21 protein-coding genes and 2 tRNA genes are annotated in these 18,823 nt (G+C 46.1%); 17 read left to right on the forward strand and 6 right to left on the reverse strand.

Annotation, left to right across the window (positions count from 1 at the left end; genetic code table 11):
* On the forward strand, positions 1-432 hold a 432-nt coding region (locus BLU30_RS13365), incomplete at its 5' end, for an FAD-dependent oxidoreductase (protein ID WP_176770952.1).
* 232 nt (positions 433-664) lie between these two features.
* Here BLU30_RS13365 and BLU30_RS13370 read toward each other — a convergent pair.
* A complete protein-coding gene (locus BLU30_RS13370; RefSeq protein WP_242873591.1) occupies positions 665-913 on the reverse strand; it encodes a hypothetical protein in 249 nt (82 codons plus the stop codon).
* Between the two features lie 424 nt (positions 914-1,337).
* Between BLU30_RS13370 and BLU30_RS13380 the strand changes: the two genes are divergently transcribed.
* The 5 genes from BLU30_RS13380 (at position 1,338) to BLU30_RS13400 (ending at position 6,421) form a co-directional block, all read left to right on the forward strand.
* Positions 1,338-2,048: a response regulator transcription factor gene (locus BLU30_RS13380; RefSeq protein WP_090247135.1), complete on the forward strand. Its 711-nt coding sequence runs from the start codon at positions 1,338-1,340 to the stop codon at positions 2,046-2,048.
* Positions 2,045-3,310: a sensor histidine kinase gene (locus BLU30_RS13385; RefSeq protein WP_090247137.1), complete on the forward strand. Its 1,266-nt coding sequence runs from the start codon at positions 2,045-2,047 to the stop codon at positions 3,308-3,310. The genes BLU30_RS13380 and BLU30_RS13385 overlap by 4 nt, the downstream gene beginning before the upstream one ends.
* 124 nt (positions 3,311-3,434) lie before the next feature.
* The gene (locus tag BLU30_RS13390) at positions 3,435-4,199 is read left to right on the forward strand and encodes an ABC transporter ATP-binding protein (protein ID WP_090247138.1); all 765 of its coding nucleotides are present in this window, start codon (positions 3,435-3,437) and stop codon (positions 4,197-4,199) included.
* Positions 4,120-6,192 (forward strand): FtsX-like permease family protein, encoded by a 2,073-nt coding sequence (locus BLU30_RS13395; protein WP_242873592.1) that lies wholly within the window; start codon positions 4,120-4,122, stop codon positions 6,190-6,192. Before BLU30_RS13390 ends, BLU30_RS13395 begins: the two co-directional genes overlap by 80 nt.
* A 13-nt stretch (positions 6,193-6,205) precedes the next feature.
* Entirely contained in the window at positions 6,206-6,421 is a 216-nt protein-coding gene (locus BLU30_RS13400) for a DUF4368 domain-containing protein (RefSeq protein ID WP_242873593.1), read from the forward strand.
* A gap of 78 nt (positions 6,422-6,499) precedes the next feature.
* Here BLU30_RS13400 and BLU30_RS13405 read toward each other — a convergent pair whose 3' ends face one another.
* The gene (locus tag BLU30_RS13405) at positions 6,500-6,949 is read right to left on the reverse strand and encodes a hypothetical protein (RefSeq protein ID WP_090247142.1); all 450 of its coding nucleotides are present in this window, start codon (positions 6,947-6,949) and stop codon (positions 6,500-6,502) included.
* 135 nt (positions 6,950-7,084) lie between these two features.
* On the opposite strand from BLU30_RS13405, the gene galE reads away from it, so the two are divergent.
* On the forward strand, positions 7,085-8,050 hold the full coding sequence (gene galE / locus BLU30_RS13410; protein WP_090247143.1) for a UDP-glucose 4-epimerase GalE: 966 nt from the start codon (positions 7,085-7,087) through the stop codon (positions 8,048-8,050).
* Here galE and BLU30_RS13415 read toward each other — a convergent pair.
* Together BLU30_RS13415 and BLU30_RS13420 are read right to left on the reverse strand one after the other, a co-directional pair.
* The gene (locus BLU30_RS13415) at positions 8,037-8,588 is read right to left on the reverse strand and encodes a phosphatase PAP2 family protein (RefSeq protein ID WP_090247145.1); all 552 of its coding nucleotides are present in this window, start codon (positions 8,586-8,588) and stop codon (positions 8,037-8,039) included. The two genes, galE and BLU30_RS13415, sit on opposite strands and share 14 nt — an antisense overlap.
* Positions 8,588-9,277: a uracil-DNA glycosylase gene (locus tag BLU30_RS13420; protein WP_090247146.1), complete on the reverse strand. Its 690-nt coding sequence runs from the start codon at positions 9,275-9,277 to the stop codon at positions 8,588-8,590. Before BLU30_RS13420 ends, BLU30_RS13415 begins: the two co-directional genes overlap by 1 nt.
* A gap of 148 nt (positions 9,278-9,425) precedes the next feature.
* Between BLU30_RS13420 and ispE the strand changes: the two genes are divergently transcribed.
* The gene (gene ispE, locus BLU30_RS13425) at positions 9,426-10,274 is read left to right on the forward strand and encodes a 4-(cytidine 5'-diphospho)-2-C-methyl-D-erythritol kinase (protein ID WP_090247148.1); all 849 of its coding nucleotides are present in this window, start codon (positions 9,426-9,428) and stop codon (positions 10,272-10,274) included.
* A 9-nt stretch (positions 10,275-10,283) separates the two neighbouring features.
* Positions 10,284-10,967: a GntR family transcriptional regulator gene (locus BLU30_RS13430; RefSeq protein ID WP_090247150.1), complete on the forward strand. Its 684-nt coding sequence runs from the start codon at positions 10,284-10,286 to the stop codon at positions 10,965-10,967.
* Positions 10,968-11,032: 65 nt separating this feature from the next.
* On the opposite strand, the gene lspA is transcribed toward BLU30_RS13430, so the two are convergent.
* Positions 11,033-11,785 carry a signal peptidase II gene (gene lspA, locus BLU30_RS13435; RefSeq protein ID WP_090247151.1) on the reverse strand — a complete coding sequence of 251 codons (753 nt, stop codon included), beginning with the start codon at positions 11,783-11,785 and terminating at the stop codon, positions 11,033-11,035.
* Between the two features lie 159 nt (positions 11,786-11,944).
* Between lspA and BLU30_RS13440 the strand changes: the two genes are divergently transcribed.
* Genes BLU30_RS13440 through BLU30_RS13455 form a run of 4 tightly spaced genes read left to right on the forward strand, consistent with a single transcriptional unit; the run spans position 11,945 to position 16,882 of the window.
* Positions 11,945-13,198 carry an AI-2E family transporter gene (locus tag BLU30_RS13440; protein WP_090247153.1) on the forward strand — a complete coding sequence of 418 codons (1,254 nt, stop codon included), beginning with the start codon at positions 11,945-11,947 and terminating at the stop codon, positions 13,196-13,198.
* A gap of 33 nt (positions 13,199-13,231) precedes the next feature.
* The gene (gene tyrS / locus BLU30_RS13445) at positions 13,232-14,458 is read left to right on the forward strand and encodes a tyrosine--tRNA ligase (RefSeq protein WP_090247154.1); all 1,227 of its coding nucleotides are present in this window, start codon (positions 13,232-13,234) and stop codon (positions 14,456-14,458) included.
* Between the two features lie 10 nt (positions 14,459-14,468).
* On the forward strand, positions 14,469-15,698 hold the full coding sequence (gene hisS / locus BLU30_RS13450) for a histidine--tRNA ligase (RefSeq protein ID WP_242873594.1): 1,230 nt from the start codon (positions 14,469-14,471) through the stop codon (positions 15,696-15,698).
* Positions 15,698-16,882 (forward strand): THUMP domain-containing class I SAM-dependent RNA methyltransferase, encoded by a 1,185-nt coding sequence (locus BLU30_RS13455; RefSeq protein WP_090247157.1) that lies wholly within the window; start codon positions 15,698-15,700, stop codon positions 16,880-16,882. The genes hisS and BLU30_RS13455 overlap by 1 nt, the downstream gene beginning before the upstream one ends.
* On the opposite strand, the gene BLU30_RS13460 is transcribed toward BLU30_RS13455, so the two are convergent.
* The gene (locus tag BLU30_RS13460) at positions 16,833-17,105 is read right to left on the reverse strand and encodes a DUF1294 domain-containing protein (RefSeq protein WP_090247159.1); all 273 of its coding nucleotides are present in this window, start codon (positions 17,103-17,105) and stop codon (positions 16,833-16,835) included. The two genes, BLU30_RS13455 and BLU30_RS13460, sit on opposite strands and share 50 nt — an antisense overlap.
* 63 nt (positions 17,106-17,168) lie before the next feature.
* Between BLU30_RS13460 and rlmB the strand changes: the two genes are divergently transcribed.
* The 4 genes from rlmB (at position 17,169) to BLU30_RS13480 (ending at position 18,777) form a co-directional block, all read left to right on the forward strand.
* The gene (gene rlmB, locus BLU30_RS13465) at positions 17,169-17,957 is read left to right on the forward strand and encodes a 23S rRNA (guanosine(2251)-2'-O)-methyltransferase RlmB (protein WP_176770953.1); all 789 of its coding nucleotides are present in this window, start codon (positions 17,169-17,171) and stop codon (positions 17,955-17,957) included.
* Positions 17,958-17,975: 18 nt separating this feature from the next.
* The gene (locus BLU30_RS13470; RefSeq protein ID WP_090247162.1) at positions 17,976-18,524 is read left to right on the forward strand and encodes an NYN domain-containing protein; all 549 of its coding nucleotides are present in this window, start codon (positions 17,976-17,978) and stop codon (positions 18,522-18,524) included.
* A 78-nt stretch (positions 18,525-18,602) separates the two neighbouring features.
* Positions 18,603-18,687: transfer RNA gene (locus BLU30_RS13475), tRNA-Tyr, on the forward strand.
* A gap of 14 nt (positions 18,688-18,701) precedes the next feature.
* Positions 18,702-18,777: transfer RNA gene (locus BLU30_RS13480), tRNA-Thr, on the forward strand.
* Positions 18,778-18,823 lie beyond the last annotated feature (46 nt).

The following is an 18,823-nucleotide window of genomic DNA, read 5'->3' on the forward strand; positions in this document are numbered from 1 at the left end:
CCCGCCCGGGTCGAAGAAGTCCACCACGCCAAAGAAGAAGGCATTGCCTTCCACCTCCTCACCAACCCCAAAGAAATATTAGTAGGTGAAGACGGCTGGGTCACCGGCCTGCGCTGTGTGAAAATGGAGCTGGGGGAACCCGACGACTCCGGCAGACGCCGCCCCGTGGAAATCCCCGGCAGCGAGTACGACATCGACGTCGACACCGTCATCATGAGCCTGGGGACCTCCCCCAATCCCTTAATCTCCAGCACCACCGAGGGCTTAGAGATTAACCGCTGGCAGTGCATCGTCGCCGAAGAAGGCACCGGAAAAACCAGCCGGGAAGGCATCTACGCCGGCGGGGACGCCGTCTCCGGCGCCGCCACCGTCATCCTGGCCATGGGGGCTGGGAAGGAAGCGGCTGCGGCCATTGATGCGTATTTGAGTTAATCGTTAAAAAGCATTTAAGTATTAAAAAAGCGTCACCGTTAGCGCCCCTCCAATATTGTAAATAAACTTATTGGAGGGTTTGCTATTATGTGATAGCCGATGAAATTGTGACGGCTAAATTGATTTGTATCTAAAAATATCGCCCTGCTGACCTTAAAATTAGCAGGGCGATATTGCTGACACAGATTATCTCGATACCCTCGAAAGCAGCATACTTTTTATGACACCAAGTTCAGTGTTCATTTTGTTTGCTTGGATATTCGTGTTTTATAAATTTGGAAAGTGTGGATAGATAAGCTTTATCCGTCCAATCGCATTTCTGACCGACTGCACACATTAGTGCTTTTTCCCAAATTTCATATGTAGTGGGGTCTTTCTTTGAAACAGATTTTTGCAGTAATTTACAAAGAGTTCTATCTTTAAAAGTCATTGCTTTTTCATCCCATGCCCCTCTTGCGTAAAACAATGGAATTCTTTTCATTTCATCTTTAAAGTTGTGAGATTTAATCTGTTGTAGAGCTTTTCCATCTATAATTTTCCTCTCAAACTAATATAAAATTTACTCGTCCCGTATCGGCGTCCCCAACACGGGAGATTATTTTCCATATTCAGTTTATCATATCGCTTCCAACCTATACAAGCGGTTTGATTTATGCTACACTAAATTTCTTGTATTATTCGAGAAAACGAAATATAATGTACTAAATTGTACTGGATGGTGATGATGGATTATATTACGCTGAAAGAAGCAAGTGAAAAGTGGGGTGTTACACCCCGAAGAATAAATTATTATTGTGCAGATGGACGCATTCATGGTGCGGTCAAGATGGGGACGGTTTGGCTTATACCAAAGCATGCTCCAAAACCCGTTGATAGAAGGAGAAAAAGTGGAAGCGGTGGTAACAATGGCAGATAAAATACTGTTGGTGGATGACGAGCGGGATATTGTTTCCCTACTTGAAGAAGTCTTAAACAAAGAAGGCTTTACGCACATTAGAAAGGCATATACAGGACGAAGTGCGCTTGACCTTTGCCGCGAGTATCAGCCGGATGTTATCGTTCTTGATATCATGCTGCCCGATATGGATGGCATCGAGGTATGCAGAGAAATCCGCAAGTTTTCGCATTGCTCCATTCTGTTCCTATCCTCAAAAAATGACGATGTTGATAAAATACTGGGGCTGGCTTCTGGTGGAGATGATTATGTGACAAAGCCATTTAGCCCGAAAGAAATAGTCTATCGGATCAAGTCACAGCTTCGCAGAATGCAGTATGCAAAAGTCGAAGTGAAACAGGAAGAGGCAGCTATTTTGAAGATGGGCAATATTATCGTTGATACGGATGCCTTGATTGTATATAAATCCGGTGTGCCCATAGACTTGACAGCAAAGGAATATGGATTACTGCAATTCTTGATGGAAAATCAGAATAGAATTATCAGCAAAGAACGTCTTTACGAGAGGGTATGGGGGGAAGAAAATGCTATTTGTGACAATACAATTATGGTGCATATCCGTCATCTTCGGGAAAAAATTGAAGTAGATGCTTCTACCCCGCAACTGCTAATTACTGTAAAGGGGCTGGGGTATAAACTGGTGAGCGGTCACGGAAGATGAAAGCATCACGAGATTTTATGCGTTTTTATATGGTTCCGATTGTTCTCTTTGCAGGCATTCTTTTAACTGTTGTTTTTACAGTCTTTTATACGGCTACGGCACGGACACAGGATTGTGATGTTGTTGGCAGTAACTGGCCTAAAACCTTTACCCTTGCATTTTCGGAAAATATTATCAATTTGGATGGTATGATCGCGATTACAAACACAGGCAAAAAGCAGTTAGACAATCACGGCTTATGGCTGCAAGTGTTAGATGCTTCCGGGACAGAGGTTATGAATTATAAAAAGGCAGCCGAAATTCCCAGTTCATATAAACCATACGAGTTTTTGCAGCTTTATCAAAATGGTAGTGGAATGAATTCTGTCTTTATGAGTAGCGTGGAAGTTGGTGACGCTTCCTACACATATTTGGTTGGCTTTCCTCTTTCTATTTCAAAGGTTGTCATGTATATTGACACAGCAAGATATAACTCCGGAAAAGCTCTTATTATAGCAATAATCGCACTTACCGCTATTCTGGTTATGACATTAACTGTATATAGCTATCAAACATTTTATTCTGCTAAGTGCAGACAAGAGCAGGATGCAAAGGCAAAGGAAGAATGGCTGGCCAATATTACGCATGATTTAAAAACGCCACTTGCCCCCATACGAGGCTATGCAGAATTGCTTTCGGAGGAAAAACTACAATCCGAACAAAATGTTCGCCGATATGCTGCAATCATATTAAAGAATTCGTTATATACAGAGCAGTTGGTAGATGATTTGAAGCTGACCTATCAGCTTCAAAGTAATTTGCTGCCACTAAAATCAGAAACGCAAAATATCATACGCTTTGTTCGGGAAATTGTGATTGATATTTTAAATTCGCCGGAATATGAAGAACGAAATATTACTTTTCTTGCCGACAGGGAAGAACAATTACTTTCTTTTGATGCACAGCTCATTCGGCGGGCACTTACCAATATCGTTATAAATGCTTTGAAACACAACAAAATTGACACGGAAATTACTGTTACAATAGGCGGCAGTTCCGATGTGAAGATTATCGTTGCGGATAATGGAGGGGGTATGCCGCCGCAAGAATTGGAAGGACTTTTTGAACGGTATTATCGTGGTACCAGCACAGAAGTCAAAGCAGAAGGCTCCGGTCTTGGCATGGCGATTGCAAAGCAGATTGTCGAAGCACATGGCGGGAAGATATACGCCTGCAGTGAGATGGAGGTTGGCACCGTGGTTACAATGGAATTCCAGCAATGATTTAAGGTTTAGGTGATTTAAGGTTTAGGTAAGGTTCGCTGAAAACTGACATAAGGGCAGCAGTTTATGATTAGATTATAAACTGTTGCCCGTTTTTTATGGGCTGAATATGGAGGAAAATATAATGTCAGTTCTTAGTGTTCAAAATGTAAAGAAAAACTATGGTACAAACTCCGGGATTTCGTCGGTGGCTCTTGCAGGCGTTAGTATTGAAGTTAATAAAGGTGAATTTGTCGGGATCATGGGGCCGTCCGGTGCCGGAAAGTCAACCCTGCTTAATGTGATTGCAACGATTGATACCATCACTTCCGGTTCCATCTCCATTGGAGGACAGGACATCCAAAGCCTACGGGAACCGGCGCTTTCCGATTTTCGCCGCAGTAAGCTGGGGTTTGTTTTTCAGGACTATAATCTACTAGATACCCTGACACTGAAAGAAAACATCGCACTCCCGCTGATTTTAGCAAAGAAAAAGCCGGCCATCATTGAAAAACAGGTGAAAGCTGTCGCCGTGGAGCTTGGAATCGAAAAGTATTTGAATAAATATCCCTACCATGTATCGGGTGGGCAGCGTCAGCGTGCCTCTGCGGCAAGAGCGATTGTGAGTAAACCTGAGCTGATTTTGGCAGATGAGCCAACAGGAGCTTTGGACTCAAAATCAGCGGCGGATTTACTGCAATGCCTGCAAGATTTAAACGAAGCCAGTGCTGCCACCATTCTAATGGTTACGCACGATGCGTATGCCGCCAGTTTTTGCAAGCGCATCTTATTTATCAAAGACGGCTTGCTTTTTATGGAGCTAGTCAAAAATGGAACTAGAAAAGAGTTCTACGAGCAAATCCTTGGGGTTGTATCTACGTTGGGAGGTGACAGTTGTGGGCTTCGCTAATATCGTCTTAAAAAATATAAGACATAAGTTTGGCAGTTATTTGGTTTATTTTATTAGCACGATTTTTTCCGTGACCATTTTCAACCTGTTCTGTTCCATATACTACAATCCGTCCTTTGAAACCTTTCGTTTTGGCAGTGGAAAGATGTCCGTGCTATTTAAGGGGATTGCTATTGCAGTGTTGCTGTTTTCAGCAATTTTTGTTCTGTATTCAAATAACTATTTTATTAAAACGCAGAAAAAGGAAATTGCCATTTATTCTCTGTTAGGCATGAGGAAAGAACAGATTGCCATTCTGATGTTTTCAGAAACCTTTTTGATTGGTATGTTAGCAACTCTTTTAGGAACGATTGCAGGAACTTTTTCTGCAGGATATTTTACATCGCTTCTGATGAAATTTATGGCGGTAGGAACATCTGTCACATTCACTATAGACAGCCGTGCTATCCTTGTGACAGCCATTTCCTTTATCATTTTATTTATTATAAGCGGTATCAGAGCTTATCATATTATTTACAAATATCGTCTGATTGAGCTGTTGTCCGCCAATAAGCAGGGGGAAGAATTACCCCAATATTCAATAGGCGGTGGTTTGTCCTCGCTGATATTTCTGGGGCTTGGTTATTTCATTTCCACAAGACTCGATATGAACATTAGCGGTATAGAACTGATGCTTCCCGCCTTTTGTGTTGCTATGCTGGTTTCGGTTGGGAGCTATCTGCTGTTTCGTAATTGCGTTCCAATGGCGCTTGTTTTTTTGAAGCGAAAGAAAGTAATCTATTATAGAACCTCAAACTTTATTAGCATTTCTCAGATATTTTACCGCGTCAAGGCAAATGCAAAAATGCTATGCGTCATATCACTTTTATGTGCGATAACCATAACCATGATAAGTGCCTCTTATTCTCTTTACCGGGGGTTGGAAGATTTGGTTGCGTTTTATGCACCCTATTCCTACCTTTGCAAGGATATTAATGAGGAGCAGCATGCAGAAATCCTTGCAGTTACAGATAAAATCGGTGATGTCAAAATCGTACAGGAGGATAAAATAAATTTGATCAATGCCTCCTTGCAGTGTACAGACTATCAGCCAGATGAAGATGCGGAACTCGGAGATATCGCACAGTGCTATATTCTCTCCGAGAGTTTATATCAAAGGATTATAACGCATACCGATACAAAAGTAGGTATTCTGAGTAATAATAAAACTGACTTCACGGGCGGTTTGGCAGAAAACGAGTGCTATTTTATAGACAGAAATCCCGTTCCCGATTATTGCAAAGATATGAAAGATTCTACTGTAACGGTTCAAATGAGCGGTATGGAAACGCAGTTTTTAGTGACAGGTGTTTCCATCCATAAATATATCGGAATGGCTGACAACTACAAAAAAGCGACAGTAGTAGTCAGCGATGCCGTTTATGACGCATATCGAACTGGGGCATCCGGTAAGGGTACAGACATATTTTACGGGTTTATGTTTGACCATGAAATGTCATCCGGGAGCACAGTGGAGGCTATCAACAAAATTGTTCCGGCACGAACAGGTTATCAGGGAATGCCAGAAAACATCAGTTACATCGAATTTTATAAAACCAATTTCTCACTGTTTGGCTCCTATGTGTTTATCGGTCTGTTCATCGGAGTGCTGTTTTTACTGGCGGTAGGTAGTATTTTGTATTATAAGCTGATTGTCGAGGCGCAAGAAGAAGCTCCACGGTATCAAATTTTACGAAAAACCGGAATGAGTAACCGGGAAATCCTCGTATCGGTCATCAAGCAACTTGGTATGGTGTATGGATTGCCATTATTGCTTGGACTTGGGCATACAGTATTTGCACTTCTGGCGTACAATCGTGCAATGGATTTAATGGGACAGGAAACGCCAACCTTGCTAAATGCTGCAATGGTGGTTCTTGTATATATCCTGACCTATGGGCTGTTTTATGTGTTATCTGTGTGGAACTATCATAAAATCCTGAAATGTAAGTAAGGGGGCGAAGGCGTTGGATAATAAAATCACCACCCAGCAGGATAAAATGCTCAGCACCGACCGTTTTCACACAATTGTAAACAGGTACACCGATATTTGGGAGTTGACACCCGAAATCGTGCGTGAGTCTATTGACCGGATGGTGGTGCATGAATGCTCCGAGCCATGGAAGAAGAAAAATTATACACAAGAAGGTAAGGTGTACTTCAACTTTGTAGGCAAGGTTTAAGGCATAAGAAAAGCCGTAAGACTTCAAAATCCTAGAGCAAATCTTAAAAACCGGAAACATCCTTATTAGAATGTGGTTTTATCGGTGGCGCTTTTGTCTTTTTTGCCGAAGGCGTCGCCGTCGTTCTGCACGATGGCTTAAGAAGATTATCCAGAGACCCAGAAGGGCAAGGAAGAGGCAGAACAGGCTCATGCCAATCTTTAGGGCCGTTGCATCACAGCGTAAATAGCCCAGGGTGTTGAGTCCCATATAGACCACCATGCCCCAGAGAAGTCCCCTGGGGAGACGGGGAGAGACCCGGAAATGAAATGATTCCAAGATAATCCCAATGATAAAGAGCAGAATGAAGAAAACAGCAAAGCCCTCGGCCTTCATTAAAGAAGCCTGGCTAGTGATTGCCGTCCCCCACAGTGCGGAATAGGGGATGGTCCCAAAGCATACCAATAAATGAAGCAGCAAGAAAATACTCATCCCGAACAAAAGCACATATCCCATGATCCGTCGATTGTATAAAAGTTTTTTAGCCATACTCTCACCCTGTGTTTTTGATATTTAAGAAACCACTTTATCATATTATAAAGCTTTCCTCAAAAAATTGAAAGTTATATGTTATAATATGCACCATAAATATTTAAACTTTAAAGTGTAGTAAAAGGAGAATAAATGAGAGTATTAGTATCAGGGGGGGCTGGGTATATTGGCAGCCACGCCGTTGTCCAGTTATTAGATCAGGGATTTGAAGTGGTGGTAGCAGATAATTTATCCACAGGGCACCGATGGGCTGTGGATGAACGGGCAAAACTTCTGGTGGGAGACATCCGGGATGGAGCCTTTATGGATCGGCTGTTCCAGGATGAAAAGATCGATGTGGTCATGCAGTTTGCTGCCAATATCGTGGTGGCTGAAAGTGAGAAGGACCCCCTTAAGTACTATGATAATAATGTCTATGGCACGGTTGCGCTGCTTCAGTCTATGGTACGCTGTGGGGTTAAGAATATCATCTTCTCCTCAACAGCAGCCGTCTTTGGTAATACTGAGGTGGTGCCCGTTACGGAGGATAATCCCATTGACCCCATCAGCCCTTATGGGAAGACAAAGGCTATGGTTGAAGATATTCTAGAGGATTGCCGCAAAGCTTATGGCATCAATTACTGTATTTTTCGTTATTTCAATGTTGCCGGAGCTCACGAAAAATATCCCATTGGCCAGGCCCTGGATGTCAATACGGCTTTGATTCCCTTGATTCTGGAGGTGGCTGCGGGAGAGCGGGAAAGCATCGGTATTTATGGAAATGATTATGACACCAAGGATGGCACTGGCGTCCGGGATTTTATCCATGTTGTAGATTTAGTGGATGCCCATATCCTGGGGATTAAGAAACTGATCAAAGGGGAAAGCGGCATCTATAATTTGGGGAATGGCCAGGGCTTTACCGTACGGGAGATGATTGAAGCGGCCAGGCGGGTAACCGGTCATCCCATCCCAGAAGTGGTTACGCCGCGTCGGGATGGAGATATTGCCATTTCCATCGCCAGCAGTAAAAAAGCCAAGACGGAGCTTGGCTGGAATCCCGTGTATACGGATGTGGAGAAGATCATCGAAACCGCCTGGCGTTTTAAGTGCCGCTAATGGGGGGAATGGCGGACTCCAGATGGAAGTGATGGATGATCCAGTCAGCAAGCCAACGGGCCATATAAGCCACCAGCAGCCCAACGATTACCCCCACGACCACATCGCTGGGGTAATGGACGAAAAGATAAAGTCGGGAAAAGGCAATGCCCAGGGCGATGATTAGGAGCCCCCAACGCAGCTTGTTCTTATAAAGACAAAAATAGGACCAGGCAGCGGCAAAGGAGGTGGCAGCATGTCCAGAGGGAAAGGATGTTCCCATGGGCGCAGGGATTAGGATTGGAAAATTGTAGGCGAGATAGGGTCGGGTTCGGTTAAAAAGTGGCTTCAGGCCAAACTGAACCAACCCGGCAGACAAAGCCACAGATATTCCCATGACGATTCCCGCATAACGGGTTTCTTTTTTTGCCAGTAATAAAGCGGTGACAATAATCCAAATGAGTCCCTTATCTCCCAGGAAGGTAAAGCCCTTAAAAAGGACATCACAAAAGGGACATTGCAAATAATGTTGAATACTGTAAAGAATACCAATATCCATTAAGGCACCTGAACCGCTGCGGGAATCTCCCAGTCGATGGGCTCTTTTCCGATTTGGCTAAGAAAATCATTGGTTTGGGAGAAAGGCCGACTGCCAAAGAAGCCCCGATGGGCGGATAATGGACTGGGGTGGGGAGAACGGATAATACAATGCTGTTTACCGGTGATCATGGGAATTTTCGATTGGGCAAAGGCACCCCAAAGAATAAAGACCACCGGGTCTTCCCGCATGTTGAGCTGCTCGATAATATGGTCTGTAAATTGCTCCCAGCCCTGTCCCCGGTGGGAAGCGGCCTGACCGGCCCGGACGGTGAGTACGGCATTGAGCAGGAGGACTCCCTCATCCGTCCAGTGCTTTAGGTAGCCATGGTTTGGGATGGGGCAGCCTAGATCATCCGAAAGTTCCTGGTAGATATTACGCAGGGATGGTGGAATGGCAACATCTGGCTTGACCGAAAAGCTGAGGCCATGGGCCTGGCCTGGGCCATGATAGGGGTCCTGACCCAGAATACAGACTTTCGTGTCAGAGTAGGATGTAAAATGAAAGGCATTGAAAATATCGTACATATTGGGATAAATCGGTCGTGTTTTATATTCTGAGATTAAAAACTGACGGAGCTGCTTATAATAATCCTTGATAAATTCTTGCTGGATGGTGGTATTCCAGTCATTATTAAAGGTGATGGACATTGGGTTCCTCCCATAAAGTGATACTCTTATTATAACAAATAAAGACGGAGAATTGAGGGGATTTCCATTGATTTTAAGGTTTGTTATGCTATAATAATGTATACAATGTGCTTAGTAGGCCTAAAGGCCAATAGAAGGGAAGAAATGCATGGAAGAATTGAAGGTCCGGGCACCGGCAAAAGTAAATATTGCCCTGGACGTTATTGGACGTCGACCAGACGGCTATCATCTCATGCAGATGATCAACCATAGTATCAATCTGGCGGATGTACTGTCTTTTAAGCCAGCAGAGGAATTGACATTAACCTGTGATGAAGAGACCGTTCCCCTTGGCCCGTCCAATCTGATTATGAGGGCTGCCCAGGGGCTGAAAGCCCGTTATGGAGTAGAAACCGGAGCCGATATCCATCTGGAAAAACGGATTCCCATGCAGGCTGGACTGGCTGGGGGCAGTGCCGACGCAGCGGCAGCCATTAAGGGTTTGAGTGCCCTGTGGGGCTTGGAGATGGATATCCAGGAGATGTTATCCTTCGGTGTAGGCATTGGGGCGGATGTACCCTATTGCCTTTTAGGGGGGACCGCTTTGGTGGAGGGCATCGGTGAGATGATTACGCCCTTAAAACCCTTGCCGGCCTGTGCCATGGTGGTGGTTAAGCCAGCAGTGGATATCGCTACGCCCTGGGCCTTTGCCCAGGTGGATACAGCCCCATCCGAATATCACCCACCGGTGGAGCAGGCCGTAGATGTTTTGGAGAACCAGGGCTTTGAGGCCGCCTGTGAGTGGATGGGAAATTCTTTTGAAGCTGTCGTCTTTCCCCTTTATCCGGAGATTAAAATTCTTAAGAAACGGATGCTGGATGCTGGTGCGGCTTTGGCTGTCATGAGTGGCAGTGGGTCGACAGTGGTGGGATATTTTATGGATGATGCGAAGGCAGCCCAGGCGATGGGGTTTTTTAAAGACCTGCAGGTAAATCCCTTTTTAGCAAGAATAGAATAGAGGTTGAAATTGAAAGAAGAAAAGGAAACACGGAGAAGACTTTCCCTGGATACCAGTAATTGTAAGTCCCTCCGGGAGATTGTTTTTGAGACCATTCGAAATGCCATTATCCAGGGGGAATTAAAGCCTGGGGAACGATTGATGGAGGTACAGCTGGCCAGTGAAATGGGTGTAAGCCGGACTCCTGTCCGGGAATCCATCCGTAAATTGGAGCTGGAGGGCCTCGTCTGCATGATTCCCAGAAAGGGGGCCTACGTTACCCCGATGTCCATCAAGGATCTCCAGGAAATGATGCAGATTCGAAGGGCTCTGGAAATTTTAGTGGCAGAGTTGGCGGCTAAAAATGCTACCGAGGCAGAAATCGAAAAAATGCGGGAAAGCAACAAGGGATTTGAAGAATCGGCCATGAAGAACGATGAGGAAGGGATTATCAATTACGATGTCGCTTTCCATGAAACCATGTATCAATCCGCGAAGAATGATCGGTTGTTCCAAATGATTCATAGCTTAAGGGAGCAAATGCTGCGGGTTCGGGTGGAGTACGTCCATAATATTGACGATAAGAAGCCACTTATTGGTCAGCATGAATCGATTATTGAGAATATTGCCAAGCACGATGTCAAAGAGGCTGGCCGTGTCGCCGGCTGCCATATTGAAAATGCAGAGGCGGATATGATGGAAGTTCTGGAATAATTGAAGTAAAAAAGATGGCTGCCAAAGGATTGTTAAAGGCAATATCCTTTGGCAGCCATCTTTTTTTATTCTTTTCGATGTTTTAGGGCGCTGGGCAGTTCATCCGGAGGTGTTGGATTAAAATCCACACCACTGGGATTGTAGGATGCATTCTGACGATCGGTTCGGGGCAGAGTCTCAATGGTGGTGTCGATTTGGGGCTTGACATCCGACACCTTCCGTTTGGTGGTTGGGCGGGCTTTCATGTTTTTTTTTGGGGGTGTTCTGCGAGACGCTGTTGTGCCAGTAGAACCTTTCCTTTGCTGAGGTTGCCTTTTTTGATTGGAAGGGGCCTTAGGCTTAAAGGATTTTAACTCGCTTTTATCCCCGGGAAATTTATTGCGCCAAATGGCAATGACCAGTAAAATACAGCCGAGGACAACCAGGATATCGGCGATGTTAAAAATCGCAAAGCCGATGATTCGAAAATCGAAGAAATCGACGACGTAATGAAAGCGCAACCGATCGATGAGATTACCAATAGCGCCACTGATGATGAAGGCCAGGGCAAGATTGATTTCAAAATATTGGCGCTTTTTAGGCAGGACGATGAAAAGATAAAGCAGTCCGGCAATGAAGATCATGGTAATGATGATCAAAAAGGTCTGCATTCCTGAAAGCATACTGAAGGCGGCACCGGTATTTTCCACATAGGTTAAGTGGAAAACATTGGGGATAATGGGCACAGTAGTGACCTTGGCCAGGACATTGACGGCATAAAGCTTGGTTAATTGGTCAACCACAATGCCAGAGATGAGGATAATAATATAGAAAAGCATGTTCTTTGCTCCTTTACGCTTATGAATATTTTAATAGTATAACACTTCTTTCCATAATTTTGAAAGAATATTCGAAATAGAGTTTTAAAATAACCGCTGAAATGTTAAACTTAATCGTGTTTGGTTTTAATACTCGAAAGGTTGGGAAGGAGGGAAGCCGTGCGTTTTAAATTAGATAAGCAATATTTGAAATATTATGCCTATGCCGTATTGGGTGTTATTTCAGTCATTTTATTTTATAAAGTACTGGATAACCTTGGGCTGATCATCACAACGACAGGGCAAGTCATTCAGGATATCTTTGGTATGTTGTTGCCTATCATTTTAGGTGGCGTTTTGGCCTATTTCTTATTTCGGCCCATGCGTTGGTTTGAACGCAAGATATTCAAATATATCAAGGGGGCACAGGTCCATCCGAAAAAGGTGCGTTTTACAGCCATCGTGATTGTTTATTTGATCGCTCTTTTTTTCATGGTGGTCTTTTTATATATTCTGATTCCCTCCATTGTGGAGAGTGTCATTAATTTGGCGGGACATATTCCCCAATATACCCGGGAGATCAATCGATTTTTAGATCAACTTTCCCAGTCTGGAACAGCTTTAAAGGATTTAGCCGGTATTATTCGAGTGGAGCTGGCTAATTTCACCGATTTGACACTCAAAGGTTTTTTTGACCGCTTTGTGGGAGACCCCGGCAGCGCATCCGGCTCCATGGCCCAGATGGGCAATCTGGCGATGCTTTTTGCCAAGGGGACGACTTCCTTCCTGATCTCATCGGTGGCGGTTTTCTTTTCCGGCTTTTATCTCATGCTGGACAAGGAGAATATTCAGGGACAATGTCAGCGCCTGTTTCGGGCCCTGATGAGTGATTCGGTTTACGGAGGCTTTACCTGGGTGGTCCACACCATCGATGATGTATTCTATCGTTACTTTGCAGGAAAAATCATGACATCTGCTCTTATCGGTCTGATTTGTTATGTGGGTCTTTTGATTTTGGGCGTGGAGTACGCCCCGCTCATTGCCCTGGTGGTGGGAGTGACCAATGTCATTCCTTATTTTGGACCGATTATCGGGGCCATCCCCGGAATTTTATTGACCCTGCTGTACAGTCCGATGAAAGCCCTGTGGGTGGCCATTTGGATCCTCATTGTCCAGCAATTTGATGGGAATATTTTGGGGCCAACGGTACTGGGGCGTATCGTGGAGCTCAATCCCTTTTGGGTACTCCTTTCGGTTATGGTTGGGGGAAGCCTCATGGGGCCCTTTGGGATGTTCATCGCCATTCCTTTTTTTGCGGTTATCAAGATATTTTTAGTTGAAGGTCTGAATCGCTGGGAAGCCCATCGGGAAAAGATGACAGCCAAGGCTGAAAGAGAAGCGGTCACCATTATTGAAAAAAAAGAAGAAAATTAAGAAATATAGTCTGAAATAGAGGAGGAAACAACAATGGAAAATGTATTTGACGTTCTGAAAGAACGGGGTTACATCGAGCAATGTACCCATGAAGAAGAAATTGTAGATTTACTGGCAAATGAGTCGGTGACCTTTTATATCGGGTTTGATCCAACAGCGGATAGCCTGCACATCGGGCATTTCATCCAGATTATGGTCATGGCCCATATGCAGCGCCACGGCCATCGTCCCATTGCCTTAATCGGTGGGGGAACCACGATGATTGGGGACCCTTCGGGTCGGACGGATATGCGTCAGGTCATGACCCGGGAGCGTATTGCTGACAATGCTGAAAAATTCAAAAAAATCTTTGAAAAATTTCTGACCTTTGAAGATGATAAGGCCATTATGGTCGATAATGCCGATTGGATTTTAGATCTCAATTATATTAATTTCCTTCGGGATATTGGCTCGCATTTTTCAGTGAACCGTATGCTTGCAGCGGATTGCTATAAAAGCCGGATGGAACAGGGACTGACCTTCCTGGAATTTAATTATATGCTGCTCCAGGCCTACGATTTCTACAAGCTGCACCAAAAGTATGGCTGTAAGATGGAGTTTGGGGGTAATGACCAATGGTCCAATATTATCGCCGGGGTGGAATTGGTCAGAAAGAAGGATGCCCAGTCCGTTTATGGCATGACCTTCTCCCTGCTGACCACCAGCGAAGGGATCAAAATGGGAAAAACAGCCAAGGGTGCTCTATGGCTCGACCCGGAAAAGACCTCCCCCTATGAATTCTACCAATATTGGCGGAATGTGGCCGATGCCGATGTACAGAAGTGCTTGGCATTACTGACCTTCCTGCCCATGGATGAGGTACGCCGTTTAGGAGCACTGGAGGGTGCCGAAATCAACCATGCCAAGGAGGTCCTGGCCTACGAGGTAACGGCTATGATCCACAGTAAGGAAGAGGCTGAAAAGGCCCAGGATGCTGCCCGAAAGGCTTTCTCAGGGAATCAGGCGGATGCTGAAATTCCCACTATTGAGTTAGGCGCTGATATTGTCGGTGATGGCATTGAGATTCTAAGCCTGCTGGCTGAATCGGGGATCGTCCCCAGCCGGGGGGAGGGCCGTCGTTTGGTCCAGCAAAATGGTATCGAAGTGAAGGGTGAAAAGGTGTCGGATATCAAGACGACCTACACCGCTGATGATTTTGCAGAGGGAGGCTTTGTTGTGAAAAAAGGCAAAAAAGTTTACCGTCGGATTGTGCTGGTGTAGCATGGCGCAGATGAGTTCGAAGCCTGTTCGGGGCACCCGGGATATTTTACCGGATGAAATGCTCATCCGGGACACTCTGGAGCAAAAGATTCTATCCATTTACCGGGCCCATGGCTTTACGCGCATGGAAACGCCGGCTCTGGAAAATATCGATTTACTCTTAGGTAGTGACGGCGGCGAAAACCTGAAGATGATCTTTGCGATTTTAAAACGCGGAGAAAAGCTCAAGGTGGATGAAAATAGTACGGCAGCGGATTTATGCGACATGGGTCTGCGTTATGATTTGACCCTGCCCTTATCCCGATTTTATTCCAACCATGCCGAATCCTTGGAATTGCCCTTTAAAGCCATTCAGATTGGCAATGTTTTTCGTGCGGAGCGTCCCCAAAAGGGACGTTTCCGTTCCTTTAAGCAGTGTGATATTGATATTATCGGGGATCCTACAGTTGCAGCGGAAATGGAGCTGATTACCACAACGGCCAAGGCGCTTCTGGCCATCGGCTTCGAGGGCTTTACCATCAAGGTGAACGATCGCAAGCTGCTGACAGCGGCTATCATCCAGGCCGGCTTTGCCCCTGGGGATGTGGGGTCCGTGTGCATCTCCCTGGACAAGGCGGATAAAATTGGGACAGCAGGGGTCGTGACGGAGCTGGTGGAAAAGGGCTATGATACCGCCATGGTCTCGGATTTTGTGAATAAGGCCTCTGGGATTACTCTGGACAATATCGAGGATTTAGTGGATGAACCGGAAGCCGTGGCGGATTTACGCCGGGTGATTGGAACGGTGGAAAAAATGGCGGGGGGACGGTACACCATCGCCTTTGATTTTACCCTGATCCGGGGCATGGGCTACTATACTGGCCAGGTCTTTGAGGTCAGCTATGGGGAATACGGCGCATCCATTGCCGGAGGCGGTCGTTATGATGAGATGATTGGAAAATATGCGAAGCAGTCGGTACCCGCTGTGGGCTTCTCCATTGGCTTCGAACGGATCGTTGGGATTTTGATGGATGCCGAAGAAACACAATCTGCAGGAAAACATCCTGTGGCATTGTTTTATACACCAGCAGATGATATGGCCGAGGTAATCACCTTTGCTGATGGACTCCGGGCCCAGGGACACTGGGTGAATTTGGTGAGCATGAAGAAGAAATTTGGTAAGCAGCTAAGCCATTATGAAGAAAAGGGCTACGCTGGATTCCTGGTCTACGGCCGGGACGAGGGGATTAAAACATTTTAATGACCATTCAATTAATAGCGACGACGGCTTTCGGTTTGGAGAGCGTGGTAAAGGACGAAGTAAAGGATCTGGGCTACACCATCGATCAGGTGGAAAATGGCCGGGTGTATTTTTCCGGTGGTTTAGATGCCATTGCCAGAAGTAATTTGTGGCTGCGGTGTGCTGACCGGGTTCTTTTAGTCATGGGGACCTTCCGGGCCACCACCTTTGACGCTCTGTTTGAAGCCACAAAGGCCTTGCCCTGGGAGCGCTGGATTCCCGAGGATGGCATTTTCCCGGCGGCTAAAATTACCTCGGTTAAATCCACGCTGTTCAGCAAATCCGATGGCCAGCGCATTGTCAAGAAAGCGGTGGTGGAGCGGCTTAAGATGGCCTATGGGGTGGAGTGGTTTCCGGAAACCCGGGGCCATTACCCCATCCACATCCAGATCCTCAAAGATGAGGTGGTCCTTTCCATTGACACCAGCGGTTCTGGGCTCAACAAGCGGGGATATCGGGAGTATGGCAATGATGCGCCCTTAAAGGAAACCATTGCTGCTGCCCTGGTGAAGCTATCCCGGTGGCGGCCGGACCGTTACTTCCTCGATCCCCTTTGTGGCTCCGGGACCATTGTCATCGAGGCTGCAATGATTGGGAAGAATATGGCTCCTGGTCTCAAACGGACCTTTGTCTCAGAAGAATGGGATGCCATCCCTCAGGATTTGTGGGTGGATGCCAGAACCCAGGCCAAAGAAGCCATTAATGATAAGAGCTTTCGCCTCCTGGGATCGGATATTGATTCCAGGGCCCTTAAGCAGGCCCGAACCAACGCGGACCTGGCAGGTGTCGGGAATTTAGTGGCCTTCCAGCGTTTACCGGTCAAGGAAATTGCCACAAAGCGCCGTTATGGGGTGATTGTGACCAACCCGCCCTATGGAGAGCGTATGGGGGATAAGAAGGAAGTGGAAGCCCTTTATCGGGAAATGGGCCGGGCCTTTATGGCCCTTGAAGATTGGTCCTACTTTATTATCTGCGGCTACGAAGGCTTTGAAAAATGCTTTGGAAAGAAAGCCACGAAGAACCGAAAGCTGTACAATAGTACCTTAAAGACCTATTTTTATCAATATTTTGGCCCCTTGCCACCCCGGAAGCGTTTTAGCCCCGGAGCAGCAGGTAAAGACCCAGAAGTTGAATCAGAAGAATAAAGGGTAGGCCAAACCGAAAGTTTAAGTGCTTGGTTTTGTGGTGGAAAAGGATCATACCCAAAATGGCACCGATACTCCCACCGGCAATGGCAAAGGTGAAGAGGGTGGCTTCCGGTATACGCCATGCCCCCCGGCGGGCCTTTGCTTTATCAATGCCCATTGCTCCAAAGGCGATGAGGTTAATGGCCACACAATAAATGGAAATCATGGTAAAAGTTGTCATAAATTCCTCCAGTCCTATAAAAGTGTAACATGGAGGCCGAGAAAAAAGAATGGATAAATTAAAATGAATGATAAAGTTAAAAATCGATACGGGCGTCAGCCGGCTCAGGAATCTGAGGAGGAACGCTTCGTTGTAGTTGGGAAGAACCCCGTGTTAGAAGCCATGCGGGCCGAACAGGCAGTGGATAAGCTTCTGGTAATGAAGGACAATAAGGATCATGTCCTTGGTGATATCATGGATAAAGCCCGAAAACGGGGAATTCTGGTGCAAACCGTGGACCGTGCCAAGCTGGATGCTATCTCTGAAGGACAACGCCACCAAGGCGTTGCGGCACTCATGGCACCCTTTCCTTACAAGAGCCTGGAGGATGTACTGGCTTATGCTGAATCCAAGGGGGAAGAGCCCCTGGTGGTCATTCTGGACCATTTGACGGACCCTCACAATCTGGGAGCTATTATAAGGAGTGCCAACCTCTGTGGCGCCCATGGGGTTATTCTGCCGAAACGGCGCTCTGCGTCCTTATCGCCGGCAGCGGTTAAAGCGTCTTCCGGTGCGGTGGCGTATATCCCGGTGGTGAAGGTAAACAACCTGTCCCAGTGTATGGATACCCTTAAGGAAAAGGGCTTTTGGATTGCGGCGGCGGATATGGAAGGTGCTCCTTATTACAAAAATGATTTTAAGGGGAAGATGGCCATTGTTATTGGGAATGAAGGCAAGGGTGTGAGCCCCAAGGTTAAAAGTCAGTGCGATTTCACCACCTCCATCCCTCTTTATGGGGATATTGATTCCTTTAATGCATCGGCGGCAGCGGCAATTCTTCTTGCGGAGGCAGCCCGCCAGCGGCACCAATAAAAAACGGAGTATTAGGCGATGAAGACCATTTTAATCGTGGATGGCTATAATATCATCCATCAGCAGAAGGATGATCCCAATACGGAAGATTTTAATCTTGAAGCAGCCCGGGAAGATCTCATTGAAGCCCTGGGGGATTACAGTGGGTATATGGGGTATGAAACAGTGGTGGTCTTCGACGCCTACACCCAGGATAGTCCTGGGGAAAGAGAGACCCTCCGGGGGAATATCCGGGTGGTCTACACCCCAAGGGATGTAACGGCAGATAGCTATATTGAGCGAATGGTTTATGAAACCCCTAAACTGGTTCCGGTGAAGGTTGCAACCTCGGACTTTACCCTACAACAGGTTGTTTTAGCTCTGGGGGCCGAGCGTCTTTCGGCCAGAGAGCTCATGGAGGCCATGGCGAAATCCCGGAGGATTCTGCCGAAGCAGATGGAAAAGAACGGGATGATTGGGATCAATCAACTCCGTGAACATATGGATGAAACCGTGCGAAATCAGCTGGAGAGTATGCGTCGCGGGGATGATTTAAAAAAAGTAAAAAAAAGGGTTAAAAAAAGCTGAAAGGGGGTTGACTTCTTTTATAAAACAGGGTATCATATAGAAGCTGTCGACGATGACAGGAAAAAGCCAATATCTTACGGGGAGATGCCCGAGTGGCTAAAGGGGGCGGACTGTAAATCCGTTGACTAAGTCTACGATGGTTCGAATCCATCTCTCCCCACCATTTAAATACTTTTCGCCTTTGTAGCTCAGTAGGTAGAGCACATCCATGGTAAGGATGGGGTCAGCGGTTCGAATCCGCTCAAAGGCTCCACTGGAAAAGTTGCGGGAAACCGCATAAATAAAGGAAACCAGCCGGT

Origin of the sequence: Eubacterium barkeri (assembly GCF_900107125.1) — a bacterium.
Classification (GTDB): Bacteria; Bacillota; Clostridia; order Eubacteriales; family Eubacteriaceae; genus Eubacterium_O; species Eubacterium_O barkeri.